Source organism: Brachybacterium aquaticum (assembly GCF_014204755.1).
In the GTDB taxonomy this organism is placed as follows: domain Bacteria; phylum Actinomycetota; class Actinomycetes; order Actinomycetales; family Dermabacteraceae; genus Brachybacterium; species Brachybacterium aquaticum.
This window is the reverse complement of the sequence record NZ_JACHLZ010000001.1, coordinates 1241218-1256042: the sequence shown is the minus strand read 5'-3', so window position 1 is coordinate 1256042 and position 14825 is coordinate 1241218. Positions and strand designations below refer to the sequence as shown.

Annotated in this window: 12 protein-coding genes; 2 read left to right on the top strand and 10 right to left on the bottom strand. The window is 73.8% G+C overall.

Features of this window, described 5'->3' with window-relative positions:
* Nucleotides 1-91 precede the first annotated feature (91 nt).
* From HNR70_RS05595 to HNR70_RS05585, 3 genes are read right to left on the bottom strand one after another with little or no spacing between them, the layout of a single operon-like run.
* Nucleotides 92-763 carry a M23 family metallopeptidase gene (locus HNR70_RS05595; protein ID WP_184324783.1) on the bottom strand — a complete coding sequence of 224 codons (672 nt, stop codon included), beginning with the start codon at nucleotides 761-763 and terminating at the stop codon, nucleotides 92-94.
* A gap of 30 nt (nucleotides 764-793) precedes the next feature.
* Entirely contained in the window at nucleotides 794-1711 is a 918-nt protein-coding gene (locus HNR70_RS05590; RefSeq protein ID WP_246375158.1) for an alpha-E domain-containing protein, read from the bottom strand.
* Nucleotides 1708-3390, bottom strand: coding sequence for a circularly permuted type 2 ATP-grasp protein (locus HNR70_RS05585; protein ID WP_246375157.1), 1683 nt, complete (start codon nucleotides 3388-3390; stop codon nucleotides 1708-1710). The genes HNR70_RS05590 and HNR70_RS05585 overlap by 4 nt, the downstream gene beginning before the upstream one ends.
* A gap of 61 nt (nucleotides 3391-3451) precedes the next feature.
* Between HNR70_RS05585 and HNR70_RS05580 the strand changes: the two genes are divergently transcribed.
* Entirely contained in the window at nucleotides 3452-4144 is a 693-nt protein-coding gene (locus HNR70_RS05580; RefSeq protein ID WP_184324781.1) for a type II toxin-antitoxin system PemK/MazF family toxin, read from the top strand.
* 362 nt (nucleotides 4145-4506) lie between these two features.
* Nucleotides 4507-4773: a 30S ribosomal protein S20 gene (gene rpsT, locus HNR70_RS05575; protein WP_184324780.1), complete on the top strand. Its 267-nt coding sequence runs from the start codon at nucleotides 4507-4509 to the stop codon at nucleotides 4771-4773.
* A gap of 153 nt (nucleotides 4774-4926) precedes the next feature.
* Here the strand turns inward: rpsT and holA are convergent, their stop codons facing one another.
* The 7 genes from holA to HNR70_RS05540 all read right to left on the bottom strand — a co-directional run bounded on the left by holA (nucleotide 4927) and on the right by HNR70_RS05540 (nucleotide 14791).
* A complete protein-coding gene (holA, locus tag HNR70_RS05570) occupies nucleotides 4927-5913 on the bottom strand; it encodes a DNA polymerase III subunit delta (protein ID WP_184324779.1) in 987 nt (328 codons plus the stop codon).
* Nucleotides 5914-5947: 34 nt separating this feature from the next.
* Nucleotides 5948-8335: a ComEC/Rec2 family competence protein gene (locus HNR70_RS05565; RefSeq protein WP_184324778.1), complete on the bottom strand. Its 2388-nt coding sequence runs from the start codon at nucleotides 8333-8335 to the stop codon at nucleotides 5948-5950.
* Nucleotides 8332-9213 carry a ComEA family DNA-binding protein gene (locus tag HNR70_RS05560; RefSeq protein ID WP_184324777.1) on the bottom strand — a complete coding sequence of 294 codons (882 nt, stop codon included), beginning with the start codon at nucleotides 9211-9213 and terminating at the stop codon, nucleotides 8332-8334. Before HNR70_RS05560 ends, HNR70_RS05565 begins: the two co-directional genes overlap by 4 nt.
* 110 nt (nucleotides 9214-9323) lie before the next feature.
* On the bottom strand, nucleotides 9324-10019 hold the full coding sequence (locus HNR70_RS05555; protein ID WP_184324776.1) for a vitamin K epoxide reductase family protein: 696 nt from the start codon (nucleotides 10017-10019) through the stop codon (nucleotides 9324-9326).
* A gap of 79 nt (nucleotides 10020-10098) precedes the next feature.
* Nucleotides 10099-11091, bottom strand: a complete 993-nt coding sequence (locus tag HNR70_RS05550; protein WP_184324775.1) for an NAD-dependent epimerase/dehydratase family protein — start codon at nucleotides 11089-11091, stop codon at nucleotides 10099-10101.
* Nucleotides 11088-13763: an alpha/beta fold hydrolase gene (locus HNR70_RS05545; RefSeq protein WP_312857575.1), complete on the bottom strand. Its 2676-nt coding sequence runs from the start codon at nucleotides 13761-13763 to the stop codon at nucleotides 11088-11090. The genes HNR70_RS05550 and HNR70_RS05545 overlap by 4 nt, the downstream gene beginning before the upstream one ends.
* Nucleotides 13760-14791 carry a 3-oxoacyl-ACP synthase III gene (locus tag HNR70_RS05540; protein ID WP_184324773.1) on the bottom strand — a complete coding sequence of 344 codons (1032 nt, stop codon included), beginning with the start codon at nucleotides 14789-14791 and terminating at the stop codon, nucleotides 13760-13762. The genes HNR70_RS05545 and HNR70_RS05540 overlap by 4 nt, the downstream gene beginning before the upstream one ends.
* Nucleotides 14792-14825: the final 34 nt, after the last annotated feature.

Sequence of the window (14825 nt, the reverse complement as noted above, 5' to 3'; positions counted from 1 at the left end):
ACGCGCGCCGGGCATCGGCCCATCGTCTCACGCGCGGCGCGGCGCGCGCGGTCCGCGCCCCGCCGGACGGGCCGACGTCACAGCGGGGCGCTCATCCCGTCGGCCGACCTGCGCCCGCGAGCACCTGCCCGGAGCGCGGCACCCCGCCGGGGAACGCGATCGGCAGCGCCGTCGCCCGCCCGGGGTCCAAGGCGTCCATCGCCTGCAGGTGCACGTGCGGCTCCATGCTGTTGCCCGAGTTCCCGCAGCGGGCGAGCACCTCCCCCGCCGCGACCCGGTCCCCGGGCGCGACACGCAGGCTGCCCCGCTGCAGGTGGCACAGCGCCACGAAGGCGGTGCGCCCGTGGCTGGACGCCCCGGGCAGCTCCGCCTCGAGGATCAGGTGGTTGCCCGCAAGGCCGTCCCACCCCCGGGCGAGGCGGCGGCGCTGGGTGAGGGCGTAGAGGACCGACGGGATCCCGCGATGGGCCAGATGGTCCTCCTCGCCGTCGCGGACGTGCCGGACCACGCCCGCGCAGGGGGCGAGCACCTCGGCGCCGAAGCCAGCGAAGCGCTCCGGCGGCTCGGGGACCAGGAACGAGATGAGCGTGTACGGCGCGGAGCGGCCGCGCTCCCCAAGGGGCACGAGGTCGATCGCGTACGCGGATGCACCGAACGTCGTGCGGTGGCTCGGGACCCGGTCCGCGGGGCTGTTGCGGGCCAGGGACGCGACCGCGAGCGGGCTGCGGAGCAGCAGCGGGGGCAGGACTCTGCGGGGAGACATCCCGTTTCGCCCCCGCTCCCCGGCCGCAGCTCAGGCGGCCGGGTGGAAGTAGGTCGCGCCGAGCGCCCGGGTGACCGCGCCGGTGACCATTTGCAGCTGCTCCATCTCGACCTCGAAGTCCTCGACGATGTCGTCGAGGGCGCGGTAGCGCAGGCTCGCGAGCGCCCGGCCCACGATCCGTCGGCCGGGCTCGGCCGTGCCGAGGCGGTCGAAGGAGCTGCCGTGCAGCTTCGCGAGCGACTCGAGCGCGACGTCGATCTCGGCGAGGCAGTGCACGGCCGAGCGCGGGAACACCGAGTCCAGCAGGAGGAACTCGATCGCGCGCGCCGCCCCGACCCGACCGCGGTAAGTGCGGATGTACGCCTCGTGCGCGCTGCAGGAGCGCAGCAGCAGCACGGTCGCGGCGTCGGCGGAGTCCTCGAGGTCGTGGGACTGGAGGTTCCGGGCGAGCATGTCCACGCGCTCCAGCAGCTGCCCGATGCGCAGGAACAGCCAGGCCTCGTCGCGGGTCATGGAGGAGTCCACGAGCCCGTTGACCACGGCGCAGCGGTCCTTGGCGAACTGGAAGGAGCTGTGCATGCGGGAGGGGCGCACCCCGCGCGGCATCCCGAGGGTGGTGGTGTTCAGCGACTCCCATACCTCGGTGGAGAGGACCTCGCGGGCACCGCGGGCGTTCTCGCGCGCGGTCTGCAGCGCCCCTGCGACCGAGGACGGGTTGGTGCGATCGGTGACCAGGCGATCCAGCACGTGCTGGATCGTGCAGTCCGACTGCGGCACGTCCTCGACGCCGAAGATGTCGTAGACGGCCCGGCAGGCGCCGTGCAGGTCGTGGGAGGCGTCCTCGGTGATCGACTCGAGCTTCACGTCGAGGATGCGGGCGGTCTGGTCGGCCCGCTCGACGTAGCGGCCGATCCAGAACATCGCATCGGCGATCCGGCTGAGCATCATCGGGCGTCCACCTCGTCCTCGTCGTCGTCCTTCTCCTGGGGCGGGTCCTGGTCCGCGTACTCGTCGATGTCGATGATCGGGATCGCGGAGGTCACGGGGGCCGGTTCCTTCTCCCGCTCGGCAGCGCGCTCCTCGTGCAGGGCCTCGAACTCGTCGTACTCCTCGTCGGAGGGGTCCTCGATCGCCTCCTCGGTGGCCATCTGGACCTGGGACTGCGAGGCGCCGCCGGCGGCGGGGCGCTCTGCCGCGAGCACCCAGGTGTCCTTGGAACCGCCGCCGCGGGAGGAGTTCACGATCATCTCTCCGCGCGGCAGCGCCACGCGGGTGAGGCCACCGGGCAGCACCCACACGTCGTCGCCGCTGTTCAGCGCGAAGGGGCGCAGGTCCACGTGGCGGGGCTCGGGCCCCTCCTCGACGAGGGTCGGGATCGTGGACAGCTGCACGACGGGCTGGGCGATCCAGCCGCGCGGATCGGCCAGGAGCCGCACGCGCAGGGCGTCGAGCTCATCGCGGGAGGCCGACGGGCCGATGACGATGCCCTTGCCGCCGGAGCCGTCCACGGGCTTGACCACGAGCTCGTCGAGCCGGTCGAGCACCTCGGCCAGGGAGTCCGGCTCCTCCAGCCGCCAGGTGTCGACGTTGGGGAGGATCGGCTCCTCGGAGAGGTAGTAGCGGATCAGGTCCGGGACATAGGTGTAGGTGAGCTTGTCGTCGCCGATCCCGTTGCCGATGCCGTTGGCGACCACGACGTTCCCGGCGAGGATCGCGCGGACCAGGCCTGGCACGCCGAGCATGGAGTCGGGGCGGAACACCTCGGGGTCGATGAAGTCGTCGTCGGTGCGCTTGTAGATCACGTCCACGCGGCGCAGCCCGGCGGTGGTGCGCATGTAGATGCGCTCCCCCCGCTCGACGAGATCGCTGGCCTCCACGAGGTCCACGCCCATCGTGCGGGCCAGCAGCGAATGCTCGAAATAGGCGCTGTTGTAGCGGCCGGGGGTGAGCACCACGACGGTCGGGTCCTCGTCGGCGGTGTCCGGGGCGGCGGCGCGCAGGGCCGCGAGGAGACGCCCGGGGTACTCGCCGACGCGGCGCACGGGCCGGTCCGCGAACAGCTCCGGGAAGGTCTGGGCCATGGCGCGCCGGTTGGAGAGGACATAGCTGACGCCGCTGGGGGTGCGGCAGTTGTCCTCGAGGACCCGGAAGTCCCCGGCGCCGTCGCGGACCAGGTCGATACCGGCGATGTGGATGCGCACGCCGTTGGGCGGGGAGTAGCCGCGCATCGCCTCGACCACGTAGGTGGAGGAGGTGACCAGCTCCTTCGGGATCACGCCGTCGGCGATCGCGTGCTGCTCGTTGTACAGGTCGTCGAGGAAGCGCTCGAGAGCCCTCACCCGCTGGGCGACGCCCGTGGAGACGCGCGCCCACTCGGCGGCGTCGATCACGCGGGGGATCGCGTCGATCGGGAAGGGCCGCTCCTCACCGGCGTAGTCGAAGGTGACGCCCTGGTCGAGGTAGCTGCGGGCCAGGGAGTCGGACCGATTGCGGAACTCCTCGGGCCCGAGCCCGGCGAGGGCGTCGTGCAGTGCCCGATACGTCGGGCGCACCGTGCCGTCGGGGGCGAACATCTCGTCGCCGGCGGTCCCGGTCTCGATCCTGTGGAACAGCGAGGGAGCGGACATGCCTACCATTCTCACAGGTCCGACACCCTCCCGTGGGCGCACTGCCCAGGAAGCGAGCACCATGTCCCTGTTCGACACGCTGTCCTCGGCCGTGCGCTCCCTCGCACGGAACCCCTCCGTGCGCCGCGGCGCCCGCGACCTCGGCCGTGCCGCGGTCCGCGCCATCGAGGAGCAGCGCGGCGGGACGGCGGATAACGATTCGGCCAAGAGCGGCTCGGGCAGGGCCGGGGCGACGCCCGGTCGATCGGCCGACGGGGCCCGGCAGTCCGACGGGGCCGGGCGGGCGACGGCCGGCGGCTCCGGCGCGGCCGACGGGCACGGCGCGCTCGCGGACCGCAAGGACTCCCGCGGCCTGAGGCTCGCCTACGCCCCGCGGGAGGACGACCACCCCGATCCGGGCGAGATCGTGTGGGCGTGGGTGCCGTACGAGGAGGACATCACCCGCGGCAAGGACCGTCCGGTGCTCGTGATCGCCGAGGAGGACGCCTCCGCCGGCGGCCGCGACGGCGAGGGCGAGGTGCTGATCGCCCTGATGCTCACCTCCCGCGACCGCACCGAGTCCGGTGCGACCCGCACCGGAGAGCACGGCGCGACCTGGGTCGACATCGGCGCCGGGGACTGGGACAGCAAGGGCCGTCCCTCGGAGGTGCGCGCCGATCGGCTGCTGCGGATCTCCCCCGACGCGGTGCGCCGCGAGGGCGCTCGCCTGGATCGCGAGCGGTACGAGCGCGTGGCCGCCGCAGTGCAGGGCTGAACTGACGGCCGGGCTGAACTGGGGGCGGGGCTGAACTGGCGGCAGGGCTGAACGACAGGGCCGACACGAGCGCTCCCGAGCCCCCGTCCCCGGCGCGAGCAGGAGACACGCCGCACATCGGGTGCGGTCCGGGCAGGAGTCTCTGCTAATCTTGTCCGCTGTATGTGTGACATACCGTCCGGTGTGCGCATCACGTCCTCCCGAAGTGTCTCAGGGGCAGGGCGTCGCGTGCGACCCGGGTGAGTAGCCGTGGCAGCGACCCGGCACCGACGTCTCCAGGCGATCCCCACCGCCGTCCCCGTCGGGGCCGTTCCTCTGCCGCCGCGGATGATCCACCGCAGCAGCACTAGAGAAGAGTCTTCGTGGCAAACATCAAGTCCCAGATCAAGCGGAACCGGACGAACGAGAAGGCGCGCCTGCGCAACCGTGCCGTCAAGTCCGAGCTCAAGACCTACACCCGCAAGGTGAAGGCCGCCGTCTCCACCGGTGACGCCGAGGCCGCCGGCGAGGCGCTCAAGACCGCGTCCCGCAAGCTGGACAAGGCCGTCTCCAAGGGCGTCATCCACAAGAACCAGGCCGCGAACCGCAAGTCGGGTCTCGCGAAGCTGGTCGCCGGAGTCGCCAAGTGACGTCAGGTCTCTGACCTCCCCCGCCCGGCGGGGACGAGAAGCCCGGTGCGCAGGGATGCGCACCGGGCTTCTCGCTGTCCAGGGAACTCCGGATCGACGCTGCCGGCCGACGCTGTTCAGTCAGCGCTGTTCAGCCGACGCGACGTGCGCTGTTCAGCCGGCGCGACGTGCGCGGCAGATCTCCATCACCATGCGCTGCACGGACCATTGCGGGTCGCGTCCGGCACCCTTGACCTCGTGATCGGCGCGGGCCACGGCCTCGAGCGCCCGGGCGAGGGAGCGGTCGTTCCAGGCGCGGGCGTCGCGGGTGAGGTTGCGCAGCATCCAGTCGGGCATCCCGAGGGTGCGGGCGTTGGCCGACGGGGCGGTGACCTTCGCCAGCGAGCGCATCTTCGAGGCGATCGCGGCGACGATCGGGACGGGGTCGGCGCCGGCGAGCTGGGCCTGCTGCAGAAGCTGCAGCGCCTCCTGCTCCTTCCCGGCGATCGCGGAGTCGGCGACGGCGAAGGCGGTGGACTCCACGCGCCCTGAGGTGAGGGCGTGCACGTCGGCGACGGTGACCTGGGCGGGCTGCTCGCCGGGGTCGGGGGTGGTGTCCTCGATGAGCTGGCGGCTGATCGCGGCGAGCTCGGCGAGGTCCGTGCCGAAGGCGTCGACCAGGGCCACCAGGGCGTCGGGCTGGATGCGGCGCTGGGCGCGGGCGAACTCGGCGGCGACGAAGGTCTGCTTGTCCGCGGCGCGCTTGACGGGGCTCGCGTCCACGCGCGGCACGCCGGCCTTCTTCAGCGCGTCCAGCAGCTTCTTGCCGCGGTTGCCGCCGCGGTGGACGAGCACGAGGGTCACGTCGCTCTCCGGGGCCTTGAGATAGTCCAGCAGCTCGAGGACGAGCGCGTCGGGGGCGCTCTGCAGCTCGGGCACGATCACGAGGCGGGGCTCGCCGAACAGGGAGGGGCTGGCGACCTGGGCGAGGGCGCCGGGGCCGAGCGCCTCACCGACCAGCCCGTGGATCTCGACGGAGGGGTCGGCCTCCTTGGCCAGGGCGCGCAGGCGCTGCACCGCGCGGTCCGCGATCAGGGACTCGGTGCCCTGGACGAGCACGATCGGTGCGAGGGCGACGCTGTGCCACTCGACATCGCTCACGGTGAGCTCCTCACTGCTCGGGGACCCGTCGATCCTAGCGGCCCGGGCCGACGCTGCGCGGCGCGGCCCCCTCGCCCGTCGGCAGCACCACGGTGCCGTGCTCGTCGGTGCGCAGCACCTGCGCGCCGAGTCCGCGGGCGAGGTCGAGGGCCTCGTCGGTGGGGTGGCCGAAGGTGTTCTCCGCGCCGACCCCGACGAGCGCGAGGTCCGGGTCGAGCTGCGCGTACAGGGGCGGGTGCTGGAAGCGGGAGCCGTGGTGGGCGACCTTGACGATGTCCGCGGTGCCGGGCTCCTGCGCGGCGAGCTGCTCCTGCGCGGCCGGCTCGAGGTCGCCGAGGGCCACGAGTCGGGTGCCGTCCTCCCAGGTGGCGGCGAGGACCACGGAGCAGTCGTTCGCGGCGTCCCCCTCCCCGGACCCCCGCTCCAGTCGGCTGGCCCGTTGCGCCTCCTCGGCCGACGCCGGCCACAGCACCTGCAGCGCGAGCCCGGACCGTTCCCAGCGCTCCCCTGTCGTCACGGGCCGGGCCGGGATGCTGTCCAGAACGTCGCGCGCCGCTTCGGGCAGGGGGCACACCCACTGCTCGGCGGGGGCGCGGGCTCCGGTGAGCGCCTCCCGGCCGCCGGTGTGGTCGGCGTGGGGGTGGGTGAGGACGAGCAGGTCGATCGTGCGCACCTGGAGCCGGTCGAGGCAGGTGCGCAGCAGGTCGGGGTCCCCTCCGGTGTCGACGAGGACCGTCGGCCCGTCCCGGCTCCCTCCCGCCCCGGATCCGGCCGGGCGGTCCGCCGGGCGCAGCAGCATCGCATCGCCCTGCCCGACCGCGCACATCGCCACGGTCCATCCTGGGGCGCTCCGCATCGGCAGCTGCCGTCCGAGGCTCGGCGCGAGGGCGAGGACGAGCACCACGGCGACGCTCCAGCGCACCACGCGCAGGCGCCGACCCGCCACCGCCAGACCAGCGAGGACCAGCACAGCGATCGCGATGAGCACGCCGGTCGGCCCCTCGGCGACGGGGATGCGGGAGCCGGGCAGCGCGTCGGCGGTGCGGGCGATGAGCAGCACCGCGTGCGCACCGCCCGCGGCGAGGGTGTACAGCGCCGCCGCGAGCGGCGGCGAGACGACCCCGAGCACGAGGGCGACCAGGCCGATCACCGTCGCAGGACCCACCAGCGGCGCGACCGCCATGTTCACGGCCACCGCCCAGAGCGACAGCTCAGGGGTGAGCAGGAGCAGCACGGGGGTGCACGCGGCCTGGGCGACCAGCGGCACGGCGAGCACGAGCGCGGCGGTGCGCCCCAGCCGCTCCCCGCTCAGCTCCACGAGGGCGGTCGCGAGCGGTGGCGCCACGATGAGGATCGCTGCGGTCGCGAGGGCGGAGAGCAGGAAGCCGATCGACGCGGCGGTGACCGGGTCGAGCACGGACCACAGCGCGACGGTGAGGGCGAGGACCGCGACCGGGGAGGCGCGCACCCCGGCGAATCGGGCGGCGAGCAGCGGGGCCGCCATCGTCGCGGCGCGCTGCACGCTCGGCTCGTCCCCGACCAGCCACACGTACCCGGCGACGACCGTCGCGGCGGCCAGCAGCCGCGGTCTGCGCCGCACCCCGAGGAGCAGCAGCGGTGCGAGCACCGCGGCGAGGACCAGAGCAATATTGGCTCCCGAGACCGCCACGAGATGGGAGATCCCGGCGCGGCGCATGATCTCCTCGGTCCGCTCCCCCATCCCGGCGGTGTCGCCGGTGGTCATGCCTCGCACCAACGCGGCCTCGTCGGCCGGGAGGTGGGAGGTGGCCGCGCGGGCGATCCCGCGGAACCGGTGACGGGCCTCCTGGGCCCGTCCGGCCCCGCCGGGAGCAGCGACCACCGTGACCTCGGTGGCGCGCAGCACGATCAGGGAGCCGCTCGTGGAGACGCCGCCGCGCAGGTGGACGCTCTGGCCGTCCCGCACCCGGGCGAGCTCCTCGGCGGCGGGACCCGACGCGCGCACGAGCACGGGGAGGGAGGCCGGCAGCTGCTCCTGCGCCGTGCCGAACCGGGCGGGCCCGGCGACGGTCCTCGCGCGCATCTGCAGTCCGCTGCGGGACCATTCGGGCCCGCCGCTCGGCGGAGCGGCCTCGCTGGATGCGCGCACGCCCACCTCCACCACGAGCCCCTCGGAGGCGGCGTCCGCGAACAGCTCCTCGGCACCGCTGTGGCGCTGGAGGGCCGGGAACAGCAGCACCCCGGCGAGGACCACGATGCCCAGATGGGCGAACACCCCATGGCCGCAGCGGGCGGGACCGAGCAGGGTGATGACCGTGAGGGCGAGCGCCACGAGCACGGCGGCCGCGGCGACGGCGGCCGCTGTGCCGGCGGTGATGCCGAGAACCGCGAGGGCCCACACGCAGGTCGCCGCGGGCAGCAGTCGCAGGTCGCCGCGGGTCATACGGTCGCCGCCGGGCGGATCTTCTCGAGGGTCGCCGGTCCGATGCCGGAGACCTCGAGCAGACCGTCCACGGAGGTGAAGGGGCCGTTCGCCTCGCGATGGTCGATGATGCGCTGCGCGATGGCCGGCCCCACCCCGGGGAGCTCCTCGAGCTCGGCGGCGCTCGCGGTGTTCAGGTCGATGGGCCCTCCGCCGCTGCTGCCTCCGGTGCCGCCCCCGCCGGCCCCATCCCCGCCGTCCCCGTTCACCGGTGCCTCGCCCGCGACGGGCGCCGGGGCCTGGACGGGTGGCTCCTCCCCCGGCACCGGCACGTGGATCTGCTCCCCGTCGGCCACGGGGCGGGCGAGGTTCACGGCGGCGAGCTCGGCCTCGGGCAGTGCTCCCCCGGCGGCGCGCAGCGCGTCGTCGACCCGGGCACCGGCGGGCAGGCGCACCACGCCGGGGCTCGCGACCGCGCCGGAGACGTGCACGACGAGCTCCGCGGCGGGAGCCCCGTCGGCCGCCGGCGACGACGGGGCTCCCGGCGATGATGGGGATGACGGGGACGACGGCGCGGCGCCCGGCGCCTCGGACGCTGCGGGTGCGGAGGAGGGCGGCTCAGTGCCGTCCCCCTCCCCCTCCACGACCTCCGCCGCCGTCTCCTCCTGGGGCACGGCGGAGCCGGTGCTGGAGAGGTGGATGACCCCGAGGCCGATGAGGACGAGCACGGCGATGCCCACGAGCGCCGAGGGCGAAGGGGCGGGGAAGGGCAGGCGCCTGGGTCCGGCGGGGGCATGATCCCGCCGCGCGATCAGCGGCTCGCCGCTGCGGCGGTGCCGGCCGGGGCGTCCCCGGCCGTGCTCGTCGGCCCCGCTCCCGTGCCCCGCATGTGCTCCCATGCCCGCGAACCTAGGCGGGCTGCGGTGCTCGGGTCAGGCGCAGGCCCCGGGATGGGGACGACCCATCCCTGTGGAGGAACGGTCGGGCGCCCCGGTGGGGAGATCCCGGCTCAGGCGATTCCGAAGACCACGAGCCACTGCCGCCAGAAGGCGGCGAGGATCGTGACGATCACCAGCAAGTACCACAGCAGGGTGAGGACCACCCAGTGGCGCAGCACGTTCGCGAGCGGGCGCGGCAGGCGCAGGTCGCCGCTCTCGATGGTGTGGGCGAGGGTGGAGAAGAACATCGGCGCGGTGACGGTCCAGATGACCATGCACCAGGGGCACAGCGCCCGGATCACGAAGATCGCGGAGATCGCGAGGAAGTGGATGTAGCCGAAGGCGAAGGTCATCCCGCCCAGGCGTGCCCACCGGTACCAGGTGGGCAGGGCGGTGCCGGAGACCATCAGCGCACCGGTCGCGGCCATGATCGCGAAGCCTCCCAGGCCGATGGCCATGTTCGGGATGCCCAGCGCCGAGGACTGCCAGGTCATCATGACGCTGCCGCAGGAGATGAAGGGGTTCACGTCGCAGGCGAGGCTCGCCCCGGGGTTCGCGAGCAGGAACTCCTTGCCGACCTGCAGCTCGAGGGAGGCGAACCAGCCCACGAGCGCGCCGATCAGCAGCACCGCCCCGGCGAGGCGCAGCCCGGCCCGGGGTCGGGCGCTGCGCTCGGCGGCGAGCTCCGCATCGATCTCCGCGCGCAGCGCGGCCTCGTCGGCCTCGTTGTGCGCGGCGTCGGACTGGGGGGAAGGGACGGTCGACATGGAGGACTCGACTTCCGTGAGGCGGGATCGGGCGACGGGGTCGGACGGCGGGCTCGGGCAGCAGGCGTCGACGGAGGGGTCAGACGACGGGGTGCGCGCGGAACCACTCCGCGAGGCGGGCGTTGCCCTCGTCCATGCTGACCCGCGGCGTCCACTGCAGGCGCTCGCGGGTGCGGCGCTGGTCGAACCAGTGCGCGGTGGACATCTGCTCGGCGAGGAACTCCGTCATGGGCGGTTCGTCGTAGCCGGGGCGCTTCTCCCACACCTTCTCGATGAGGCGGCCGGCGAAGCGGGCCACGCTGCCGGGGACGCGCAGGGTCGGGGCGGGCACCCCGGCCGCGTCGCACCAGCCGGCGAACACGTCGCGGACGGTGCGGGGCTCGCCGTTGGAGATCACGAAGCTCTCGCCGTGCACGTCGTCGATCCGGTCGTGGGCGGCGACGATCGCGTCGGCCGCGTTGGTGACGTAGGTGGTGTCGATGAGCGCCATGCCCTCGTCGAGCAGGGGCAGGCGACCGCTCTTCGCGCGGTCGACGATCCGTCCCACGAGCTGGGTGTCGCCGGGGCCCCACACGATGTGGGGGCGCACGGAGGTGACCTGGATGCCGGCGGTGCCGTCGGCGGCCATCGCCAGCAGCTCGGCGGCGGCCTTCGTGCGGGCGTACGGCCCGCGGGCCCGCTCGGGGTCCGCGGGGGTCGCGTCGAGGCCCTCGATGGCGCGGCCCAGGTGGGCGGCCGACGGGGTGGAGACGTTCACGAGGTTCCCGCCGCCATTGGCGCGCAGGGCGTCCAGGACGTGGCGGGTGCCCTCGATGTTGATCGCCCGGTACTCGCTCTCGGGCCCGGAGATGGACACCTTCGCGGCCAGGTGGATCACGGCGTCCGCCCCGGCGACGGCGCGGCGCACGTCGCCCGCCTCGGTGAGGGAGCCGTTGACGTCCTCGACGCCGTCGATCCCGGCGGGGCGGCGCTGGAAGGCGCGAACGGTCGCGCCGCGGTCGCGCAGGGCGGTCGCGACGGCTCCGCCGAGCATGCCGGAGGCGCCGGTGACCAGGATGGTCGGGGCGCTCACAGGGCGTCCGCCTTCTCCCCGCGCAGGGTCTGACCGGACCAGCGCGACAGAGCCGCGCGGTCGATCTTGGAGTTGTGGCGGATGTCGGTGGGCAGGGCGCGGGTGGTGAACACGGCCACGACCTCCACGCCGGCGCGGTCGCGGACGGCGCGGCGCACGGCCTCCTGCAGCGACGGTGCGGCGGCGCGCGGACGCCCCGCCTTCCCGGGCCGGTAGCCGTCCTCGGTCTCGAGGATCACGACGACCTGCTGGGTGCCGCGGGGGCCGACGACGGCGGCGCCGGCACGGCGCACGGTCGGCACGGACTCGGCGGCCTCCTCGACCTGGACGGGGGTGAACAGCCCGTCGGCCGTGGCGAGGACGTGGGCGGCGCGCCCCTCGACCCAGAGCCGGCCGGCCTGGTCGAGGTGGCCGACGTCGCCGGTGGCGTGCCAGCCCTCGAAGCGCATGGAGGTGTGGGTGGTGCCCCAGAGCATGAGGTAGCGGTCGCGCACGTGCGGGGCGCGCACAAGGATCTCGCCGGTGACGCCGGCGTCGGTGGTGATCTCCCCGGTGGTCACGCCCTCCTCGTCCATGACGGCGATGGCGATCTCGACGCGCGGCACGGGGGTGCCGACGCACACGCCGGAGCCCTCACCGGCCGCCTCGATGCCCTCGAGGTCGCTCGCGGCGACGGCCAGGCACTCGGTCATGCCGTACGGCGTCAGCGCCTTCGCGTGCGGCATGAGGTCCCTCAGCCCGCGCAGCAGGTGCGCGGGGATGGGGGCGCCGGCGGAGAAGAAGCTCGCGGCGCGGGCCATGGCGGCGCGGCCGGACTCATCGAGCTGGTCGGCGGTGTCCAGGATGTTCCGCAGCGCGGCGGGGGCGGTGAACACGGCGGGGCTGCCGAGCGCCGCGATCGCCTCCGCGAGGGCCGGGGCGGTCAGCTCGCCGGGACGGGTGATGTCCATGTCGGGCACGACCGTGGGGGCGCCGAGCGCGGGGCCCAGCAGCGCGAAGGTCGCGAACCCGGCGACGAGACCGCGCTCGGGGGCGAGGTCGAGGGTGTCGCCGACGGCGGCGAACATGGCGCTGAGCTGGCGGTGCGTGAGCACCGCGCCCTTGGCCGGGCCGGTGGAGCCGGAGGTGAACAGCACGGCCGCATCGGAGTCCGGGTCCGGCACCGGCACGTCCAGCGGTGCGCCGAGCTCGCGCTGGAGCGCACCGGAGCGGGCGAGCTCGGCGATGGAGGTCTCCACGCCGAGGGCGGTGCGGTCCACGGTGGGCAGCTGCTCGACGCTGAGGCGCCGGCCGGGCCAGCCCATGGCGCGGGCGCCGACGAGAGCCTTGTTGATGCCGATCAGCCAGTCGATGTGGGAGCCGATCACGGCGCGGGTCAGGCCCTGCACGCCGAGGCCGGCATCGGCCACGACCGCGACGGCGCCGATGCGGAAGCAGGCGTAGAGCACACCGGTCAGGTCGGCGCCGGGGGTGATCAGCAGGCTCACGCGGTCGCCGGGGCGCACGCCATGGGAGAGCAGGCCCGCGGCGATGTCCTCGACGCGGCGGTCCAGCAGCGACCAGGAGATCTCGCGGCCCTCGCGTCCCTCGCCGGCGAGCTCCACCACGGCGGGGCGGTGGGCATGGGCCGGGTCGGCGGCGAGACGGGAGATCTCGGCGCCGATGGGACGCGCGGGCGCGGGCTCGGCGTAGGAGGAGACCGGTCGCCAGGGCGCGGCCTCGATGCGGGGCTCCTCGGCGGTGCCGAAGGTCGCCTCGAGCCACGTCGCGACCAGGCCCGCGACGTCCGCGTCCTCCCACACCAGGTGGGAGGCCTTCTCGAAGCGGTGCACGTCCGCGTGGGGGACGCGCTGGATCAGGTCGCGCAGGAAGCGGTCCGAGAAGGTGATGTCGCGCGGGCCCCAGGCGAACAGGGTCGGGACCTTCAGCTCGGCGATGCCGGCCGCGACCCGCTCGAGGGTGGCGCGGGAGGGGTGCTCGGCACCGGCGGGGATGTCGGCGACGAACTGGTCGATGCCGCGGCGGCGCGCGCGGGAGCGGTAGGGGGCGAGGTACGCCTCCTGCACCTCCTTCGGCAGCGCCGGCGTGGACAGCGACAGGGTGGTGCGCAGGAACGCGTCGGTGAGCGAGGTGGAGGCGGTGCGGAAGCCGGGGGTGGTGGCCAGCTGCAGCGCCTTCGGCAGCGCCTCCTCGAGCTTCTGGTGCACGCCGGTGTTGGTGAGGATCATCCCGACCAGGTCGTGGCGGTTGTCCAGCGCCCACCCGGCGGAGATCAGGCCGCCCCAGTCGTGGCCGACGGTGACCACCGGGCCGCGGAGCGACAGCGCGTCGGTGAGCAGGGACAGGTCGGTGATGCGGTCCTGGTAGCGGCGGGTGACGCCGGTGCGCTCGGACCAGCCCATCTCCAGCTGGTCCACGGCGATCAGGCGCCAGGGGATGTCCTCGCGCACGAGCGAGCGGAACAGGAAGGACCAGGTGGGGTTGCCGTGCACGGCGAGGAGCGTGCCGCGGGGGCGGATGCCGCGCTCGGCGAGCCACGGCCCGGAGTCCAGCAGGTGCCACTGCCGCAGCTCCCCGGTGTGGTCGCGCACCTCGAGGGTGCGGCTGAGGGCCGGGTCGAGCCCGGGCACGCTCGGGATCCCTGCAGGGGTGCTGTTCTGGGCGGGGCTCACCACTCGACCTCCATCATCGCCGTGTTCAGTCCGGAGCCGACCCCCATCAGGAGCACCCGCTCCCCGCGCTTGACGTCGTTCTGGATGTGGGCCAGCGTCATCGGCACCGCCTCGGCGGCGATGTTGCCCCAGTCCGGGAAGGTGACCGGGATGCGCTCCATGCCCACGCCCGTGATCTTCGAGAAGTTGCGGGTGTAGACCATCGAGACCTGGTGCGGGATGACGTGGTCGATGCTCTTGAAGTCCAGCCCCGCGTCGTTGGCGCCCTTCCAGGTGTCCAGGATGAGCTGGATCCCGTTCTCGAGCAGACCGGCGGAGTCGGTGCGCATGTCCTGCATGTTCGCCACGCACAGCTCGTGGTGCTCGGTGCCGGCGCGGGCCTGGGTGACCTTCAGTCGGTGGCCCTCGGGGTGGGCGTCGGTGGGGCCGAGCACGGCGGCCGCGGCACCGGAGCCGAGGGTGAGGGAGGCGAACTGGTTGTTGAAGTCCGCGCGGGTGGAGTTCTTGGAATTGATCCGCTCGATCGTGCCGCGCTGGACCTCCTCGACATCCTCCGCGCCCACGATCAGGGCGTACTTGATCTGGCCGGAGTCGATCATGCCCGCCGCCATCGTCATGGCGTTGACGAAGCCGAGGCAGGCGTTGGTGATGTCGAAGTTCATGCAGCTGGCGGGCATGCCGAGGGAGTGGTGGATCCCGGTGGACACGGCCGGCTCGAGGTGCTGACGGGACACGGAGGCGTTGATCAGCAGACCGACCTGGTCGCGCATGATCCCGGCCTTGGCCATGGCGCGCTCGGCGGCAAGCACGACGCCCTGCTTCCAGCCGTTCTCGGTGTCGCGCCACCAGCGGCGCTCGTACACGCCCGCGACGCGCTGCAGCACGCCCTTGGGCAGGCGGAGCCGCTTGCGGGCCGGGGCCAGCATCTCGTCGATCTCGTCCGAGGTCACCGTGACCTGCGGCAGCGTCCCCTCGACCGCCAGCAGGCTCGTGTTCGTGTGGACGATCCCTGTGTTGCCGTTCCCCATCTGCGTGCGCTACCTCGTCGTTCGGTGTGTCCGT

Bases quoted from the DNA above. Each gene is read 5' to 3' on its own strand.
- HNR70_RS05595 (WP_184324783.1), bottom strand. From the start codon at position 763: ATGTCTCCCCGCAGAGTCCTGCCCCCGCTGCTGCTCCGCAGCCCGCTC.
- HNR70_RS05590 (WP_246375158.1), bottom strand. From the start codon at position 1,711: ATGATGCTCAGCCGGATCGCCGATGCGATGTTCTGGATCGGCCGCTAC.
- HNR70_RS05585 (WP_246375157.1), bottom strand. From the start codon at position 3,390: ATGTCCGCTCCCTCGCTGTTCCACAGGATCGAGACCGGGACCGCCGGC.
- HNR70_RS05580 (WP_184324781.1), top strand. From the start codon at position 3,452: ATGTCCCTGTTCGACACGCTGTCCTCGGCCGTGCGCTCCCTCGCACGG.
- HNR70_RS05565 (WP_184324778.1), bottom strand. From the start codon at position 8,335: ATGACCCGCGGCGACCTGCGACTGCTGCCCGCGGCGACCTGCGTGTGG.
- HNR70_RS05560 (WP_184324777.1), bottom strand. From the start codon at position 9,213: ATGGGAGCACATGCGGGGCACGGGAGCGGGGCCGACGAGCACGGCCGG.
- HNR70_RS05555 (WP_184324776.1), bottom strand. From the start codon at position 10,019: ATGTCGACCGTCCCTTCCCCCCAGTCCGACGCCGCGCACAACGAGGCC.
- HNR70_RS05540 (WP_184324773.1), bottom strand. From the start codon at position 14,791: ATGGGGAACGGCAACACAGGGATCGTCCACACGAACACGAGCCTGCTG.